16 protein-coding genes are annotated in these 16,465 nt (G+C 54.8%); 11 read left to right on the top strand and 5 right to left on the bottom strand.

Annotated features, from left to right (window positions below; genetic code table 11):
- Positions 1-37: 37 nt before the first annotated feature.
- The 6 genes from GHN86_RS08615 to GHN86_RS08590 all read left to right on the top strand — a co-directional run bounded on the left by GHN86_RS08615 (position 38) and on the right by GHN86_RS08590 (position 6,752).
- Entirely contained in the window at positions 38-1,324 is a 1,287-nt protein-coding gene (locus tag GHN86_RS08615) for an ABC transporter substrate-binding protein (protein ID WP_153386440.1), read from the top strand.
- Between the two features lie 119 nt (positions 1,325-1,443).
- On the top strand, positions 1,444-2,352 hold the full coding sequence (locus tag GHN86_RS08610; protein WP_153378399.1) for a carbohydrate ABC transporter permease: 909 nt from the start codon (positions 1,444-1,446) through the stop codon (positions 2,350-2,352).
- Positions 2,345-3,190 (top strand): carbohydrate ABC transporter permease, encoded by an 846-nt coding sequence (locus tag GHN86_RS08605; protein WP_153378400.1) that lies wholly within the window; start codon positions 2,345-2,347, stop codon positions 3,188-3,190. Before GHN86_RS08610 ends, GHN86_RS08605 begins: the two co-directional genes overlap by 8 nt.
- Positions 3,191-3,193: 3 nt before the next feature.
- A complete protein-coding gene (locus tag GHN86_RS08600) occupies positions 3,194-4,324 on the top strand; it encodes an ABC transporter ATP-binding protein (protein ID WP_153378401.1) in 1,131 nt (376 codons plus the stop codon).
- Between the two features lie 95 nt (positions 4,325-4,419).
- On the top strand, positions 4,420-5,775 hold the full coding sequence (locus GHN86_RS08595; protein ID WP_228384867.1) for a carbohydrate porin: 1,356 nt from the start codon (positions 4,420-4,422) through the stop codon (positions 5,773-5,775).
- A gap of 113 nt (positions 5,776-5,888) precedes the next feature.
- Positions 5,889-6,752, top strand: a complete 864-nt coding sequence (locus GHN86_RS08590) for a D-hexose-6-phosphate mutarotase (protein WP_153378403.1) — start codon at positions 5,889-5,891, stop codon at positions 6,750-6,752.
- Between the two features lie 5 nt (positions 6,753-6,757).
- Here GHN86_RS08590 and GHN86_RS08585 read toward each other — a convergent pair whose 3' ends face one another.
- On the bottom strand, positions 6,758-7,618 hold the full coding sequence (locus GHN86_RS08585) for a MurR/RpiR family transcriptional regulator (protein ID WP_199750905.1): 861 nt from the start codon (positions 7,616-7,618) through the stop codon (positions 6,758-6,760).
- 208 nt (positions 7,619-7,826) lie between these two features.
- Between GHN86_RS08585 and zwf the strand changes: the two genes are divergently transcribed.
- Genes zwf through GHN86_RS08570 form a run of 3 tightly spaced genes read left to right on the top strand, consistent with a single transcriptional unit; the run spans position 7,827 to position 10,682 of the window.
- A complete protein-coding gene (zwf, locus tag GHN86_RS08580) occupies positions 7,827-9,296 on the top strand; it encodes a glucose-6-phosphate dehydrogenase (RefSeq protein WP_153378404.1) in 1,470 nt (489 codons plus the stop codon).
- Positions 9,283-9,996 (top strand): 6-phosphogluconolactonase, encoded by a 714-nt coding sequence (gene pgl, locus GHN86_RS08575; RefSeq protein ID WP_153378405.1) that lies wholly within the window; start codon positions 9,283-9,285, stop codon positions 9,994-9,996. The genes zwf and pgl overlap by 14 nt, the downstream gene beginning before the upstream one ends.
- Entirely contained in the window at positions 9,993-10,682 is a 690-nt protein-coding gene (locus tag GHN86_RS08570; RefSeq protein ID WP_194286208.1) for a bifunctional 4-hydroxy-2-oxoglutarate aldolase/2-dehydro-3-deoxy-phosphogluconate aldolase, read from the top strand. The genes pgl and GHN86_RS08570 overlap by 4 nt, the downstream gene beginning before the upstream one ends.
- A gap of 180 nt (positions 10,683-10,862) precedes the next feature.
- Here the strand turns inward: GHN86_RS08570 and GHN86_RS08565 are convergent, their stop codons facing one another.
- Positions 10,863-12,050 carry an aminotransferase class V-fold PLP-dependent enzyme gene (locus tag GHN86_RS08565; RefSeq protein ID WP_153386438.1) on the bottom strand — a complete coding sequence of 396 codons (1,188 nt, stop codon included), beginning with the start codon at positions 12,048-12,050 and terminating at the stop codon, positions 10,863-10,865.
- A gap of 12 nt (positions 12,051-12,062) precedes the next feature.
- Positions 12,063-12,299 (bottom strand): DUF3820 family protein, encoded by a 237-nt coding sequence (locus GHN86_RS08560; RefSeq protein WP_153378408.1) that lies wholly within the window; start codon positions 12,297-12,299, stop codon positions 12,063-12,065.
- 207 nt (positions 12,300-12,506) lie between these two features.
- On the opposite strand from GHN86_RS08560, the gene GHN86_RS08555 reads away from it, so the two are divergent.
- Positions 12,507-12,974, top strand: a complete 468-nt coding sequence (locus GHN86_RS08555) for a ferritin-like domain-containing protein (RefSeq protein WP_153378409.1) — start codon at positions 12,507-12,509, stop codon at positions 12,972-12,974.
- Positions 12,975-13,029: 55 nt separating this feature from the next.
- Here GHN86_RS08555 and GHN86_RS08550 read toward each other — a convergent pair whose 3' ends face one another.
- Together GHN86_RS08550 and GHN86_RS08545 are read right to left on the bottom strand one after the other, a co-directional pair.
- Positions 13,030-13,500: a MaoC family dehydratase gene (locus GHN86_RS08550; protein ID WP_153378410.1), complete on the bottom strand. Its 471-nt coding sequence runs from the start codon at positions 13,498-13,500 to the stop codon at positions 13,030-13,032.
- Between the two features lie 64 nt (positions 13,501-13,564).
- The gene (locus GHN86_RS08545; RefSeq protein ID WP_153378411.1) at positions 13,565-14,509 is read right to left on the bottom strand and encodes an alpha/beta hydrolase; all 945 of its coding nucleotides are present in this window, start codon (positions 14,507-14,509) and stop codon (positions 13,565-13,567) included.
- 186 nt (positions 14,510-14,695) lie between these two features.
- Between GHN86_RS08545 and fadD2 the strand changes: the two genes are divergently transcribed.
- Entirely contained in the window at positions 14,696-16,384 is a 1,689-nt protein-coding gene (gene fadD2, locus GHN86_RS08540) for a long-chain-fatty-acid--CoA ligase FadD2 (RefSeq protein ID WP_153378412.1), read from the top strand.
- The last annotated feature ends 81 nt before the right edge of the window (positions 16,385-16,465 follow it).

Here is a 16,465-nt window from a genome sequence, read left to right as displayed (position 1 = left end):
AGACTTGCTCAGATATAACAACAAGAAAGGTCATCTCATGAATTCATTCAGCCGTCTCGCGGTATTCGTCTCTCTTGCCTCTCTCTTTCCTTTGAACGCTTATGCCGCCGACTCTAAAGGCACGGTAGAAGTGGTGCACTGGTGGACGTCGGGTGGTGAGAAAGCCGCTGTAGATGTCCTCAAGGCCCAGGTTGAAAAAGATGGCTTTACCTGGAAGGACGGCGCTGTCGCCGGTGGCGGTGGGGCCACGGCCATGACCGTATTGAAAAGCCGTGCCGTTGCGGGCAATCCGCCTGGCATGGCACAGATCAAGGGGCCCGATATTCAGGAGTGGGCGTCCACCGGCCTGCTTGACACCGACGAACTCAAAAGCGTCGCCCAGAGCGAAAAGTGGGACGGCCTACTCGACAAAAAAATCTCGGATACGGTGAAGTACGAAGGTGATTACGTGGCGGTGCCGGTGAACATTCACCGCGTGAACTGGCTGTGGATCAACCCGGACGTATTCAAAAAAGCCGGCATCGAAAACCCCCCAGCCACCCTTGAAGAATTCTACGCAGCGGGCGACAAGCTCAAGGCTGCGGGTTTTATCCCCCTTGCCCATGGTGGCCAGCCTTGGCAGGACAGCACTGTTTTCGAAGCCGTTGTGCTGTCGGTGATGGGGGTGGATGGCTACAAAAAAGCTTTGGTCGAGCTGGACAACGACACGCTGACCGGCCCACAAATGGTCAAGGCGCTGACTGAGCTGAAGAAAGTCGCCACTTACATGGACCCTGATGGCAAGGGTCAGGACTGGAACCTCGAAGCCGCTAAAGTCATCAACGGCAAGGCTGGCATGCAGATCATGGGCGACTGGGCCAAGAGTGAATGGACTGCGGCGAAAAAAGTCGCAGGCAAGGACTACCAGTGCGTTGCCTTCCCAGGCACCGATAAGGCGTTTACCTACAACATCGACTCTCTGGCGGTGTTCAAGCAGAAAGACCCCGGCACTGCGGCTGGCCAGCAGGACATCGCCAAGGTGGCCTTGGGTGAAGATTTCCAGAAGGTCTTCAGCATCAACAAGGGTTCAATCCCTGTGCGCAACGACATGCTGAACGACATGGGCAAATACGGCTTTGACGCGTGTGCCCAAACAGCTGCCAAAGACTTTCTGGCGGACGCCAACTCCGGCGGCCTGCAACCGAGCATGGCGCACAACATGGCGACCACGCTGGCTGTACAGGGCGCGTTCTTTGATGTCGTAACCAACTTCATCAACGACCCGAATGCCGACCCAGCCGATACCGCTAAAAAACTCGGCGCTGCGGTTAAATCAGCCAAGTAATCCTTTATGCGGCAGGTCCTCTTATGGGAGGGCTTGCCTGGATTGCGGGTCAGTCGTGTCCACGCTGATAACCCCTTCAGCAAAGACCTTGTTGTTTTCTTCCCTGCATGGATTTCCCCATGAGTTCTGTTGCTGTGTTCAGCAAAGTCTCACCGCTCGATGCCTTGCAGCGCTGGTTACCCAAACTGGTACTGGCGCCCAGCATGTTCATCGTTCTGGTGGGCTTTTATGGCTATATCCTGTGGACGTTTGTGCTGTCGTTCACCAACTCGACTTTTTTGCCGACCTACAAATGGGTCGGTCTGGCTCAATACCAGCGGTTGTTCGACAACGACCGTTGGTGGGTGGCCAGTAAAAACCTGGCGGTGTTCGGTGGCATGTTCATCGCCATCACGTTGGTGATTGGCGTGACGCTGGCGGTATTCCTCGATCAGCGAATCCGTCGTGAAGGGTTCATCCGAACCATCTACCTCTATCCCATGGCGCTTTCCATGATCGTGACCGGTACGGCCTGGAAATGGCTGCTTAACCCGGGGATGGGACTGGACAAACTGTTGCGGGACTGGGGCTGGGAGGGCTTTCGCCTGGACTGGCTGATTGACCCTGACCGCGTGGTGTACTGCCTGGTAATCGCGGCCGTGTGGCAAGCCTCTGGCTTTATCATGGCGATGTTCCTGGCCGGTTTGCGTGGTGTGGATCAATCGATCATTCGTGCAGCCCAGATCGATGGCGCGAGCCTGCCGCGAATCTACTGGACCGTGGTGCTGCCCAGCCTGCGGCCTGTGTTCTTCAGTGCGGTCATGATTCTGGCGCATATCGCGATCAAGAGTTTTGACCTGGTGGCGGCCATGACAGCTGGTGGTCCGGGCTACTCATCCGATTTGCCCGCCATGTTCATGTATTCCTTCACCTTCAGTCGTGGCCAGATGGGCGTGGGGTCGGCCAGTGCCATTTTGATGCTCGGCGCGATTCTGGCGATCATCGTGCCTTACCTGTACTCCGAGTTAAGGGCCAAGCGTCATGACTAGTTTCGTGGGTAAATCGTCCATCAGCCTGAGTCGCATCGCGATTTACGCCGTGCTTATTCTCGCCGTCCTGCTGTATCTGGTGCCTTTGGTGGTCATGCTGTTGACCAGCTTCAAGACCCCGGAAGACATCAGCACCGGTAACCTGCTCAGTTGGCCTACCGTCGTCACCGGCATTGGCTGGGTCAAGGCCTGGGCCACCGTTGATAGCTACTTCTGGAACTCGATCAAAATCACCGTCCCGGCGGTGCTGATTTCGACGGCAATCGGTGCGTTGAATGGCTATGTGCTGTCGATGTGGCGCTTTCGCGGCTCGCAGTTGTTCTTCGGGCTGTTGCTGTTTGGCTGCTTTCTGCCATTTCAGACCGTGCTGCTGCCGGCTTCATTCACCTTGGGCAAGATGGGACTGGCCAGCACCACGACAGGGTTGGTATTCGTCCACGTGGTTTATGGTTTGGCGTTTACCACGCTGTTCTTTCGTAACTACTACGTCAGCATTCCCGATGCTTTGGTGAAGGCTGCCCGCATGGACGGCGCTGGTTTCTTCACCATTTTCCGGTTGATCATTCTGCCCATGTCGACGCCGATCATCATGGTCTGCTTGATCTGGCAGTTCACCCAGATCTGGAATGACTTCCTGTTTGGCGTGGTGTTCTCCAGCGGCGAATCACAGCCCATTACCGTGGCCCTGAATAATCTGGTCAACACCAGCACAGGTGCCAAGGAATACAACGTGGACATGGCTGCGGCGATGATCGCCGGGCTACCGACTCTGCTGGTCTATGTGGTCGCAGGCAAGTATTTCGTGCGCGGGCTTACGGCCGGCGCGGTCAAGGGGTAAGGCATGGCAACGCTCGAATTACGTAACGTCAACAAAAGCTATGGCAAGGGTTTGCCCGATACGCTTAAAAACATTGAGCTGGAAATCAATGACGGCGAATTCTTGATCCTGGTGGGCCCTTCGGGTTGCGGCAAGTCGACCTTGATGAATTGCATCGCAGGGCTTGAAAGCATCAGTGGCGGCTCGATTCTGGTGGACGAAGCCGACATCAGTGGCATGAGCCCCAAAGACCGTGACATTGCCATGGTGTTTCAGTCATATGCGCTGTACCCGACCATGAGCGTGCGCGACAACATCGCATTCGGTCTTAAGATTCGCAAAATGAATGCTGCGGCGATTGATGAGGAAGTCGCTCGTGTCGCCAAGTTGTTGCAAATCGAACACTTGCTCAAGCGCAAACCCGGTCAGTTATCCGGCGGCCAACAACAGCGTGTAGCAATGGGCAGGGCGCTGGCGCGGCGACCCAAGATTTACCTGTTTGACGAACCGCTCTCCAACCTCGACGCAAAGCTGCGGGTTGAGATGCGCACTGAAATGAAACTGATGCACCAGCGACTTAAAACCACCACCGTTTACGTCACCCATGACCAGATCGAAGCCATGACACTGGGCGATAAAGTGGCGGTCATGAAAGACGGGATCATTCAACAGTTTGGTACGCCGAAGCAGATTTATAACGACCCGGCCAACCGGTTTGTCGCCAGTTTTATTGGTTCGCCGCCGATGAACTTTATTCCGGTGCGCGTAAAGCGCCAGGCAGACTGTTTGCAGGCGGTACTTGAAAGCGGACAGTCACGGTGTGAGTTGCCGTTGGCCTTAAGCGATGCGGGGCTGGAGGACCGAGAGTTGATCTTGGGCATTCGCCCCGAGCAAATAGTATTGGCGTCAAATGAACTCACTCACTTGCCAACTTTGCGTGCAGAAGTTCAAGTTGTTGAGCCAACAGGACCTGATACTTTGGTTTTTGTAAACATCAATAACACTAAGGTCTGCTGTCGTTTGGCGCCGGATTCTGCTCCTGATTCCGGACAAAATCTAACCCTACAGTTCGATTCCAGTAAAGTGTTACTATTTGATGCTAATACTGGTGAACGTCTCAGGGCCTTGCGTGTGCCTCAAGAATGCGTGGCGTAGTTCAGGCGTTTTGAGTTTGGGCAGATAACTTGCTGCCTGCTCTGCTTGAGCTATACCACGTACACAGTCGAATTAAGAAATTTGAGGAATATGGGATGGACAACCGAATGACCCGCCCTGGACTGGCTTGCCAGCTTTTGGCTATTGCATCGTTAGGGCTGTGTGCCAGTAACAGTTTTGCCGCTGAAGAACCCTTCAGTGCAGATTCCAAATGGATGCTGGGAGACTGGGGCGGCACCCGTACCGAGCTTCTTGAAAAAGGCTACGACTTTACCCTGGATTATGTGGGTGAGATGGGTAGCAACCTCAAGGGTGGCTATAACAAGAACACCACGGCGCGCTACAGCGATCAGTACGGTCTTGGCGTAAAAATGGATCTGGAAAAGATCTTCGGTTGGAAAGACGCTGAGTTCAAAGCCACTATTACGGCTCGTCAAGGCAACAACATTTCCAATGACCGTATTGGCGATCCGCGCGTTGGCACACTGAGTTCATCTCAAGAAGTTTGGGGTCGTGGCCAAACAGTACGTTTGACCCAACTGTGGATTAAACAAAAGTACTTCGATGGCAAACTGGATCTAAAAGCCGGTTATTTCGGCGAAGGCGAAGACTTCAACTCTTTCCCTTGTGACTTCCAGAACTTGTCGTTATGCGGTTCCCAAGTAGGCGATTACGACGGCGGTGTTTGGTATAACTGGCCGGTCAGTGTTGCGGCCTTGCGGGTGAAGTACAACATCACCCCTGAGTTCTATGCGCAAATCGGTGCCTACAACATGAACCCGTCGCAGCTGGAGTCCGGCAATGCCTTCAAACTGAGCGGCAGCGGTACTAAAGGTACTGTGCTGCCAGTTGAGCTGGTGTGGTCGCCCAAGGTCAATGGCCTGCCTGGCGAATACCGTGTCGGTTACTACAAAAGCACCGCTGATGCGGATGACGTTCGCAAGGACGTGAATGGTCAGGATGCGGTTATTTCCGGCAACGCTTTCCGTAGCCACGACAGCAAGTACGGCTACTGGTTGGTCGTTCAGCAGCAACTGACCACCCATAACGGTGATGCGTCGCGCGGTCTGAACTTTGCGGCCAACGCCACGTTCCATGATAAAGACACCAACATGATCGACAACTATCAGTCGTTGATGCTGGTTTACAAAGGCCCATTTGATTCGCGTCCAAAAGATGACGTGGGCATCGGTGTTTCCCGCATTCACGTCAATGACGACGTGACCAAAGGTGAGCGCCTGCTGAATGCTTACAACGATATCTCCAACTACGACAATCCGTTGTATCAGCCCGTGCAGCACACTGAGTACAACGTTGAGGTCAACTATGGTTTTCACATGACCAACTGGCTGACCTTGCGTCCTAACGTGCAGTACATCAAGCACCCGGGCGGTGTGTCGCAAGTAGAAAACGCAATTGTCGGTGGTCTTAAGATTCAAGCGGCGTTCTAAGTCGTTTACTCTAGGCACCCAATATTGCCCGAACGGACAGCATGAGCTGTCCGTTTTTTTTTCAGTACGGCACCTCCTGCGGGCTGCCCCGTGTGATTTCAGGACAGCGGCACATGCATGAAAACCCGCTTCACCGTTTTTATAAATCCAGGCGCGAGCAACCGATCTTTCAGTGGGAGCGCTTTCAGCAGCGCGACGTATTGGTCATTGATCACCCGCATTGCCAGGCCGTTTTCAGCCGCCAGGGCGCGCAATTGCTGCACTTTCAGCCGACAGGGCAAAAGCCTTGGCTGTGGTGTGCTGCCAAGTGGCCGCAGGTGGGGGCGATACGCGGGGGAGTGCCCATTTTTTGGCCCTGGTATGGGCGCCATCCCAGCGAGAATGCGTGGCCATCCCATGGCTGGGCGCGTTTGATTGACTGGAAATTGTTGAGCAGCAGTTCAGATGAAGACGGGGTTTCCTTGCACTGGCGCTTGCAGCTGTGTGACTGGCAGGTTGATCTGCATGCGCGGCTGGGTGAGGAGATGGAGCTGCGCCTGAGTACGGAGCATCAGGACGATGAACCGTGCCAGGTGAGTCAAGCATTGCGCGCGTACTGGCGTATTGGTGACGTCGCCGAGGTAGCGCTGTCTGGGCTGGAAGGTGCTCACGGGTATGATCAGTTGAATCGACAAGTCTGCCAGCAACAAGGTGAATTACGGGTTGAAGGCGGTTGCCAGAGGGTGTTCCAGCAAGAGGGTGAAATGCAGCTCAATGACTATGCCTGGCAACGGGCGTTGAGCATTGATACTGGCGACACGGCCAATACCGTGGTGTGGCATCCCGGCAAACGGCCCTTGCTTGGCGTCAGCTGGAATGAAGTGATGGGCTTTGTGTGTGTCGAATCCACCAGTGGTGGCACTCATCGCCAGTCGCTTGCACCCGGTGAGCAAGCGCATTTGAGTTTGCAGGCGCGCGCGGGGTTGTGCGGCGCCTGAAGGTCTTAATTAAACTCATCGCCCACGGGATACCGGCTGGCATTGAGGCTTTCCTTGATTTTGCGCAGGTGGGGTTGAAAGTCCACGCCGCGGCGCAAGGTCATGCCGGTCGCCAACACATCCAGCACCGTCAGCTGGATGATGCGCGAGGTCATCGGCATATAGATGTCGGTGTCTTCAGGCAGCGGAATGTTCAGGCTCAAGGTACTGGCTTTGGCCAGCGGCGAGTTTTCAGCGGTCAGGCCCAGGACAGACGCGCCATTGGCCCGTGCAATACGCGCCACTTCCACCAATTCTCGCGTACGCCCCGTGTAGGAAATAATCACGAACAACTCGCCCGTGTGTGCCACTGAGGCAATCATGCGTTGCATCAGCACGTCAGCATGAGCCGTGACCGCGAGGTTGAACCGGAAGAACTTGTGCTGGGCATCCAGCGCCACCGGAGCCGAAGCGCCCAACCCAAAAAAGTGGATCTGGCGCGCCTGAATCAGCAAATCGACAGCGCGGCTGATAAGGTTGGGGTCCAGGGCTTGGCATGCGCTGTCGAGAGACGCAATGGCGCTGCCGAAAATCTTGCGGGTATAGGCTTCGGGGTCGTCATCTGCTTCCACGGCGCGGCTGACATACGCCGCACCACTGGCCAAACTTTGCGCCAATTGCAATTTCAGTTCCGGATAGCCGCTGACGCCGAATGAACGGCAAAAGCGATTAACTGTAGGTTCACTGACTGATGCCGCCTGAGCGAGCGCCGCGATGCTGAACCGGGTCGCTTGCTGCGGGTTCTGCAAGATGATTTCAGCCACTTTGCGCTCAGCTTTATTCAGCTCTTCGAGGCGGCCTTTGATTTGTTCGAGTAAATTTCGCACGCGGTCCATTTATGATCCTAGGTTCAGCGATGCAAAGAGCGCCGCTCTGAAGCGACCCTGTAAGGTGGCCTATCCTACTGATGGTGTGTAATGACCACTAGTAAGATTCTGTATTTTGAGAAAATGTTGTGTTTATTACTACATTTTTCCTTGAGTGATGCCTTGAAAAAAGGTATTTGTAGCTTAACTTGATAAAAGAACCAACATCATGCCTTCGATAACGGTTGAACCGTGCACCTTTGCCTTGTTCGGCGCCCTGGGCGATCTGGCCTTGCGCAAGCTGTTTCCTGCCTTGTATCAGCTGGATCGTGCCGGTCTTTTACATGACGACACGCGAATTCTCGCATTGGCGCGTGAGCCCGGCGATGCGTTGACGCATCTGGCGCGCATCGACAGCCAGCTGCGCCAGTATGTTGGCAGCAAGGAGATCGAAGAGGACGTACTGACTCGCTTTTTGGCGCGTCTGAACTACTTGCATGTGGACTTTCTGAACACGGACGACTACGTGTCACTGGCTGAACAGGCCGGCACGGCTCAGCGTCTGATTGCCTATTTCGCTACGCCTGCTGCTGTGTACGGGGCGATTTGCGAAAACCTGGCAAAGGTCGGTTTGGCTGAAAACACCCGCGTCGTGCTGGAGAAGCCGATCGGCTCGGACCTCGAGTCCTCGCGCAAGGTCAACGATGCGGTTGCGCAGTACTTTCCGGAAAACCGTATTTACCGTATTGACCATTACTTGGGCAAAGATACGGTTCAGAACCTGATTGCGTTGCGGTTTGCCAACAGCCTGTTTGAAACCCAGTGGAACCAACGCTACATCTCCCACGTTGAAATAACCGTGGCCGAGAAAGTCGGCATTGAAGGGCGCTGGGGGTATTTCGACAAGGCTGGCCAACTGCGTGACATGATTCAAAACCACTTGTTGCAGTTGCTCTGTCTGATCGCCATGGACCCGCCTGCGGACCTGTCGGCAGACAGCATTCGTGACGAGAAAGTAAAAGTACTCAAGGCGTTGGCACCGATCACGCCGGAAGGGCTGACGACGCAAGTCGTACGCGGTCAGTACATTGCCGGTTACAGCGAAGGCCAGTCGGTGCCGGGTTATCTGGAAGAAGAAAACTCCAATACCCAAAGCGACACCGAAACGTTCGTCGCCCTGCGTGCCGATATTCGTAACTGGCGTTGGGCTGGTGTGCCGTTTTATTTGCGCACCGGCAAGCGCATGCCGCAAAAGCTGTCGCAGATTGTTATTCACTTCAAAGAACCGTCGCACTACATCTTTGCTCCGGAACAGCGCCTTCAAATCGGTAACAAACTGATTATTCGTCTGCAGCCGGACGAAGGCATTTCCTTGCGGGTGATGACCAAGGATCAAGGTCTGGATAAAGGCATGCAATTGCGCAGCGGCCCGCTGCAATTGAATTTTTCCGACACCTATCGCAGCGAGCGGGTGCCTGACGCCTACGAGCGTCTCTTGCTCGAAGTGATGCGCGGCAATCAGAACCTGTTTGTGCGCAAAGATGAAATTGAAGCGGCATGGAAGTGGTGCGACCAGTTGATTGCTGGCTGGAAGAAGTCGGGCGATGCGCCCAAGCCGTATGCGGCGGGCTCTTGGGGGCCGATGAGCTCCATTGCACTGATAACTCGTGACGGGAGGTCCTGGTATGGCGATATCTGATTTGAAACTGCCAGAAGGTGTGCATGCGCATACGTTCAAAACTCCGGCCCAATTGGCTGATGAACTGGCAAAAACGGTGGCGGCTCAATTGAATGAGGCCATCGCTGGTCAAGGGGTAGCAACATTGGTGGTGTCTGGAGGGCGCAGTCCGGTAGCGTTTTTCCAGAGCCTGATCAAGCAACCGGTTGATTGGTCCAAAGTCGTCGTCAGTCTGGCGGATGAGCGTTGGGTGCCGGTTGAGCATGACGACAGCAATGCTGGCCTGCTTAAAAAGCATTTGCTCCAGGGCCCTGCGGCGAAAGCACGGTTTGTGGGGCTGTACAACGCGGCCAACACACTTCAGGACGCTGCCGAGCAAGCGGATCGCTTGTTGGCCGAGTTGCCGCCGATTGATGTGCTGATTTTGGGCATGGGCGATGACGGGCATACCGCGTCCTTGTTCCCGAACAGTCCAAACCTGGCCGATGCCTTGGACGTGGCTAATCCGCGTCGCTGCTGGCCAATGCTGGCGCCGACCGTGCCGCACCAACGCTTGAGCATGAGCCTTGGTCTGTTGGCGAGCGCAAAGAACAAAGTGCTGTCGATTCAGGGGCAGTCCAAGTTGAACACCCTTAATGACGCGCTGGCGGGCACTGATGTAGCAGCCTTGCCAATTCGTGCCTTTCTGCAACCTACGTTAGAGATTTACTGGTGCCCATGAGCCAAGGATCAGCTGCCATGACAATAAAAACTGCGAACGTTTCGATGGCGGAGAAAGTCGCCCTGATCGACCAACTGTGTGCACAGGCACGCATCCTTCCGGTCATCACTATCGCCCGTCAGCAGGACATCCTGCCTTTGGCCGATGCGCTGGCTGCTGGTGGTCTGACCGCGCTTGAAGTCACCTTGCGTTCCCAGTTTGGCCTGGAGGCGATTCGTGTGTTGCGTGAGCAGCGGCCAGAACTGGTTACCGGGGCGGGTACGGTGCTGGATCGTCACATGCTGGCGGCGGCCGAAGAAGCCGGCTCGCAGTTTATTGTGACGCCAGGCATTACCCGAGACCTGCTCGAAGCCAGTGTCGCCAGCGATATTCCGCTGCTGCCGGGTATCAGCAATGCGTCCGGCATTATGGAAGGCTACGGTTTGGGTTATCGCCGTTTCAAATTGTTCCCGGCTGAAGTCAGTGGCGGTGTAGCGGCCATCAAGGCGCTGGGAGGGCCGTTTGGCGAAGTTAAGTTCTGCCCGACGGGCGGCGTGAGCCCGGCCAATATCCGCAGCTACATGGCGTTAAAAAACGTGATGTGCGTGGGTGGCAGCTGGATGCTTGACAGCGAGTGGATCAAAAACGGTGACTGGGCGCGTATTCAAGAATGCACGGCTGAGGCGTTGGCGCTGCTGGATCAGTAATTGCGTAATTGTTGTGTTGCATGTTCTACGGTTTTTAGGTGCGCTTGGTCGGCGCACCTTTTTTTTGTCCGTTAATAACGCAGCCCTCACCCCAACCCTCTCCCAGAGGGAGAGGGAGCACAATCGTGGCGTTTGCTTCCAGTCCCCTCTCTCTTTGGAAGTGGGTTAGGGTGAGGGGCTTTACCCCTGCGCCAATTCCCGCAGCGCCTTGATTAACTGGTTAATGTCATCCACCGACGTGGCCAGGCCCACCGTAATCCGAATACAGCTGCCACAGGCTGATCCGTCTCGGGCCACGGTAAAGAGGTTGTAGTCCTTGAGCAGGCGATCCACTATCGGTTGTTGATCCTGTAGGCGGGTGAACCGCAGTGACGTAATTGCGCATTGCAGGCGAGGATCATCCGGCACCAGCACTTCAATGCCGGGCAACTGGCGAGCCTCATTCACCCAAAGGTCGCGCAGATAGTTAAGGCGGACGCCTTTTGCTGTCGACCCGCCCAGATCCTTGTGCTCCTGCAGCACCTTGGGCAGGGTCAACCATGCCGGCATATTGCCCGTGCCATAAGGTGCGCGAGTGCGTATATCCGGCTCTGGATAACGCTCACTGCCCATGTCCGGGTCAATATCGGCAAGACGGTGCGGGTCGATGTAAATAAAGCCCAGGGTGAGCGGCGCGCCTATCCATTTGTGCAGGTTGTAACCTGCGAATGCGATCCCCAGCGCTTTTAGATCAAAATCAATCTGGCCCAAGGCGTGGGCGCCATCCAGAATCACGTCGACCCCGTGTTCTTTAGCCGCTTGCACAATCGCCTCTACCGGCATCACGAGCCCTGTGCGGTGGGTAACGTGAGTCAGGGCCATCAGTTTGATGCGGGGGTATCGCTCAAAGGCATCGCGATAACTGGCCACCAGGTGTTCATAGGTGGCTGGATGCGCGTGGACTATTTCGATGACTTCGAGCCCACGTTGCCGGGCGACCCAGCGCATGGCGTATTCAACGCTGTGGTATTCCAGATCACTTATCAGCAGTTGGTCGCCGGGTTGCAAACCGTTGTAGTTGCGGATCAGTGATTGCAGTGCGTCAGAAGCACAATTGGTGAGGGCAATGCTGTCATGTTCTACGGCCAGCAGTTCAGCCAGTTGATTACGGATATCAAGGCTCTGGGTGTTATCGAACTGCTGACGGACATGCACCGAGTTGCTGCGGTTAATAAAGTCGATATTGCGCTGATAGTCCTGCGCAACCCCGCGGGTCATTCGGCCGAAGTAGCCGTTTTCCAGATTGATCGGGCCGGGGGCTACGTCGTAGCGCTCGGCGATGGCGTGCCAGAAGTCTTCGTCGCGGGCGTTTTCATCAATCCTTGGCATGAGTCAGCTCTATCAGTGGCGAGGTTTGGGTTTTCCGTGTTTGGCGCGTAACGGGTCGAGCAGGTCCGACAAACCGTTGTGATCAATCTCTTGCATCAGGGCGAGCAGACCGCCGAGTTCGCCGTGGGGGAACCCTTGGCGAGCAAACCAGTTCAAGTACTGGCCCGGCAGGTCGGCAATTATCCGGCCTTTGTATTTGCCGAAGGGCATTTCGCGGGTCACCAGCAGTTCGAGCGTTTCAGGGGTCATGCCACAGCCTTCAGGTACGCGAAGCGTTGAAGTGAAAAATACAGGCATTCTGCATGAGGGCCAATTGACAGTTCATGCAAATAAACCGGATACAGATTTTGATATAAATTTAACTTATTGATTTATAAAGGTTTTATTTTTAACGAAAACTGGCACAGCCCGTGCAATCTCTATTGCACGATCCTCAACTGTGTAAGGAATTGAACAATGACTGACCTCAATAAAGAAGCCATTAGCGTCCTGAACGATTTGATCGAAACCAGTAAAGACGGTCAGGAGGGTTTTAAATCCTGTGCTGAAGACGTCAAAGATCAACAGCTTAAAACATTCTTTGCCCAGCGTTCTGCGGACTGCGCCACTGCAGCTGCCGAGCTTCAGGCTCAGGTGCGCCAATTAGGCGGTGACCCTGAAACCAGCACCAGTGTTGCAGGTGATCTGCATCGCCGTTGGGTAGATGTGAAGTCGATCTTTACCGGAAAAGATGACAAAGCCATCCTCAATGAAGCCGAGCGCGGAGAAGACCATGCGCTCAAGGCCTATGAAAAAGCCATTGAAAAAATTAACGAACACAACCTGCTTAATATTCGTGATCTTGTAGAGCGCCAATACCATGGTGTGCAACGCAACCACGATCAGGTGAAAGCGCTTCGCAATCAGGTACGTTCTCAGTCTTGAGTCGTCGCTGATTAAAAAAAACGCCGGTTAGCCGGCGTTTTTTTATGCCCGCCTGTCAGCCAATGCTGATCGCTGGCAACACGGGTAGTTTCACCGTCTGTTGTTTGCGTGGGGCGATGATCTCGGCTTCACCATCCACCACGATTTCTTCGCGTTGATTGAAAACTCGGGTCGCAATGCGCACGCGGAATTTCGGCAGTTTTTCCAGAATTTCAAGACGCACGGTCAAGGTGTCACCGATTTTTACCGGTTTCTGAAAGGTCATTTGCTGGCCGACATAGATCGTGCCGGGGCCAGGCAGTTCGCACGCCACAGCAGCGCTGATCAGGGCACCACTGAACATGCCATGAGCGATGCGCTCTTTGAACATGGTGGCCGCTGCAAATTCAGGGTCCAGATGCACCGGGTTGTGATCGCCGGACATGGCAGCAAATAGCTGAATATCGCGCTCTTCGACGGTTTTGCTGTAGCTGGCGGTCTGGCCGACTTCGAGGGCTTCGTACGGTGTATTGGTAACCTGAGTCATCTAGCGCATGTCCTGTGACGAGTGTTTAATTTCAAAATGCAGATTATTTAAAAAACTGAGGTGGCTATTGATTGCGTAGGCAACGTGGGTGGCCCAACGCTTGATCGAGCCAATGAATCATCTCTGCGGTGACTTCATCGCGGTTGATTTCATTAAACAATTCGTGCCGTGCCTGAGGGTAAAGATTGAGTTGCAAGTGCTGGCTGCCCGCACTGCGTAACGCGTTGGCCAGATCTTCAAGACGCTTGCCTTGGCTGACCGGGTCACAAACGCCACCGATCACCAGCAATGGCAAGTCGCAATCAATCCGAGTGAGATTGGACGCTTTACTGATTTGCTGCAAGCCGTCGAGCAAATCTACCCACAGCTGGTTGGTGCAGCGAAACCCGCAAAGTGGATCGCGTGCATAAGCATCGACCTCGTCCGGATCACGGCTGAGCCAATCAAAAGGGGTGCGATTGGGCTTGAATGCTTTATTAAAGGAGCCAAAAGACAACCATTCGATCAGAGCGCTGCGGCCTTTAGCGCCTTGTCGCCTACGTTCGAACCGTGCGATCAGGCTGGCGGCGCGGTACAGCGCGACTGGCTGGAAGTTTGATCCGCTGAGAATGACACCCTGTAAACGGTCGCTGTGAGCCATTAAGTAGGCCTGAGCTATGTAACTGCCCATGCTATGGCCCAGTAAAAAGACCGGCACACCAGGGTGGTTCTGGGCGATGTGCTGATGCAAGGTGCCCACATCGCTGATTACTGCGGACCACCCCCCTTCATCCGCGAAATGCCCTTGGGTGTGGTGTTCCGCCGTTTTGCCATGACCTCGCTGGTCATGCGCGTATAGACCCCACTCCGCCTCACACAGTGCAGTGCCCAAGCGACCATAGCGACCGCTGTGTTCGGCCATGCCGTGGGCCAGCAACACTATGCCTTTGGGCGCGCCCTCTGGCAGCCACTGATTAACAAAGAGAGCGGTGCGGTCATTTGCGTCCAGCCACAACGTATTAGGGTTCATGGTGCTTCCTTTGCACGGGGCTAACGCCAAGCCACTGAAGAGCTTTGGCACAGTAATACGATTCAAGATGTAAATGGTGAAGTTCGCTGTATTTGCCAGCTCCGGGATAACTGATACCGTCCATTAGCTTCGCATTTAGTGCTGGTGCTATATGTCCAGACACGCTCAGGCAAGAGGATAAAAATAATGGAACCTGATTTCTGGAATGACAAACGTCCCGCCGGTGTACCTAAGGACATAGATCTGACGGCCTTTGCATCGGTCGTTGATGTATTTGAGCGCTCCTGCAAACAGTTCGCAGATCGTCCGGCATTCAGCAACTTGGGCGTGACGCTTACCTATGGCGAACTGGAACGTCACAGCGCGGCCTTTGCCGGCTACCTGCAAAACCACACAGACCTCAAGCCTGGCGACCGTATCGCCGTGCAAATGCCCAACGTGTTGCAGTACCCGATTGCCGTATTTGGTGCCCTGCGCGCGGGCCTGATCGTGGTCAACACCAATCCGCTGTACACCTCGCGCGAAATGCAGCATCAGTTTAAAAGTGCGGGTGTGCGTGCGCTGGTGTATTTGAACATGTTCGGCAAGCGTGTTCAGGACGTGCTGCAAAGCACCCCGATCGACTACCTGATTGAAGCCAAAATGGGCGACATGATGCCCGCGGCTAAAGGCTGGATTACAAACCTGGTGGTCGACAAGCTGAAAAAGCTGGTGCCAGCCTACCAACTGCCCCAAGCCATTAGCTTCAAAAAGGTTTTGCATGAGGGAAGAGGGCAGGTTCTTCGTCCCGTACCCGTCACCCTGGAGGACACCGCCGTACTGCAATACACGGGTGGAACCACCGGGTTACCTAAAGGTGCGATGCTGACTCATGGCAACCTGGTCGCCAACATGCAGCAGATACGGGCATGCTTATCCCAGCATGATGCTCAGGGTCAGCCGATTCTCCAGGAAGGCTGCGAGATCATGGTGGCGCCGCTGCCGCTTTATCACATCTATGCGTTCACGGCCAATTGCATGGGCATGATGGTCACGGGCAACCACAATATATTGATCACCAACCCGCGCGACATTAAAGGGTTCATCAAGGAGCTGAAGAACTGGCGGTTTACCGCGTTTCTGGGGCTCAACACGTTGTTTGTGGCGCTGATGGATCATCCGGATTTTAAAACACTGGATTTCTCCGGTCTTAAAATCACCAACTCGGGTGGCACGGCTCTGGTCAAGGCGACGGCGGATCGCTGGGAACAGCTCACCGGATGCCGCATCGTTGAAGCCTACGGCTTGACCGAAACCTCACCTGCTGCCAGCTGCAACCCGTGCGGCGCTCTGGCCAGAAGCGGGACGGTGGGTACCCCGGTTCCAGGCACAGCCATGAAAGTCATTGACGACTTTGGCACCGATCTGGGCCTTGGCGAGCGTGGCGAGCTATGCATCAAAGGCCCCCAAGTGATGAAAGGCTATTGGCAAAATCCCGAGGCGACCGCTGAAGTTCTGGATGCCGAAGGTTGGTTTAAAACGGGAGACATTGCTGTCATTGACCCTGATGGTTTTGTGCGCATCGTTGATCGCAAAAAGGACCTGATCATTGTTTCTGGCTTCAACGTCTACCCCAACGAAATCGAAGACATCGTCATGGCCCACCCCAAGGTGGCGAGTTGCGCGGTTATTGGCGTGCCGGACGAGCGCACCGGCGAGGCCGTGAAATTGTTTGTTGTCGCGCGCGCTGGCGGGGTGAGTGTCGAAGAACTCAAAGCCTATTGCAAAGACAATTTCACCGGCTACAAAGTCCCTAAACTTATTGTGCTTCGCGACAGTTTGCCCATGACACCCGTGGGCAAAATCCTGCGTAGAGAGCTGCGCGATATCACCTGATACCTCTGTTGTTTTAGCTATCGCTCGGCTGCTTCAAGCAGTCGGGCGATTTTTTTTTGGCTATCAAATAGCGGGGAATAT

Origin of the sequence: Pseudomonas helleri, assembly GCF_009600315.1 — a bacterium.
GTDB classification, from domain to species: Bacteria; Pseudomonadota; Gammaproteobacteria; order Pseudomonadales; family Pseudomonadaceae; genus Aquipseudomonas; species Aquipseudomonas helleri_A.
Note: the sequence above shows the minus strand (reverse complement) of the source record. Positions and strands in the feature narration are given on the sequence as shown.

Excerpts from the sequence above, each read along its gene's own strand:
- GHN86_RS08615 (WP_153386440.1), top strand. The coding sequence starts at position 38 with ATGAATTCATTCAGCCGTCTCGCGGTATTCGTCTCTCTTGCCTCTCTC.
- GHN86_RS08610 (WP_153378399.1), top strand. The coding sequence starts at position 1,444 with ATGAGTTCTGTTGCTGTGTTCAGCAAAGTCTCACCGCTCGATGCCTTG.
- GHN86_RS08605 (WP_153378400.1), top strand. The coding sequence starts at position 2,345 with ATGACTAGTTTCGTGGGTAAATCGTCCATCAGCCTGAGTCGCATCGCG.
- GHN86_RS08600 (WP_153378401.1), top strand. The coding sequence starts at position 3,194 with ATGGCAACGCTCGAATTACGTAACGTCAACAAAAGCTATGGCAAGGGT.
- GHN86_RS08595 (WP_228384867.1), top strand. The coding sequence starts at position 4,420 with ATGGACAACCGAATGACCCGCCCTGGACTGGCTTGCCAGCTTTTGGCT.
- GHN86_RS08590 (WP_153378403.1), top strand. The coding sequence starts at position 5,889 with ATGCATGAAAACCCGCTTCACCGTTTTTATAAATCCAGGCGCGAGCAA.
- zwf (WP_153378404.1), top strand. The coding sequence starts at position 7,827 with ATGCCTTCGATAACGGTTGAACCGTGCACCTTTGCCTTGTTCGGCGCC.
- pgl (WP_153378405.1), top strand. The coding sequence starts at position 9,283 with ATGGCGATATCTGATTTGAAACTGCCAGAAGGTGTGCATGCGCATACG.
- GHN86_RS08570 (WP_194286208.1), top strand. The coding sequence starts at position 9,993 with ATGAGCCAAGGATCAGCTGCCATGACAATAAAAACTGCGAACGTTTCG.
- GHN86_RS08565 (WP_153386438.1), bottom strand. The coding sequence starts at position 12,050 with ATGCCAAGGATTGATGAAAACGCCCGCGACGAAGACTTCTGGCACGCC.
- GHN86_RS08560 (WP_153378408.1), bottom strand. The coding sequence starts at position 12,299 with ATGACCCCTGAAACGCTCGAACTGCTGGTGACCCGCGAAATGCCCTTC.
- GHN86_RS08555 (WP_153378409.1), top strand. The coding sequence starts at position 12,507 with ATGACTGACCTCAATAAAGAAGCCATTAGCGTCCTGAACGATTTGATC.
- GHN86_RS08550 (WP_153378410.1), bottom strand. The coding sequence starts at position 13,500 with ATGACTCAGGTTACCAATACACCGTACGAAGCCCTCGAAGTCGGCCAG.
- GHN86_RS08545 (WP_153378411.1), bottom strand. The coding sequence starts at position 14,509 with ATGAACCCTAATACGTTGTGGCTGGACGCAAATGACCGCACCGCTCTC.
- fadD2 (WP_153378412.1), top strand. The coding sequence starts at position 14,696 with ATGGAACCTGATTTCTGGAATGACAAACGTCCCGCCGGTGTACCTAAG.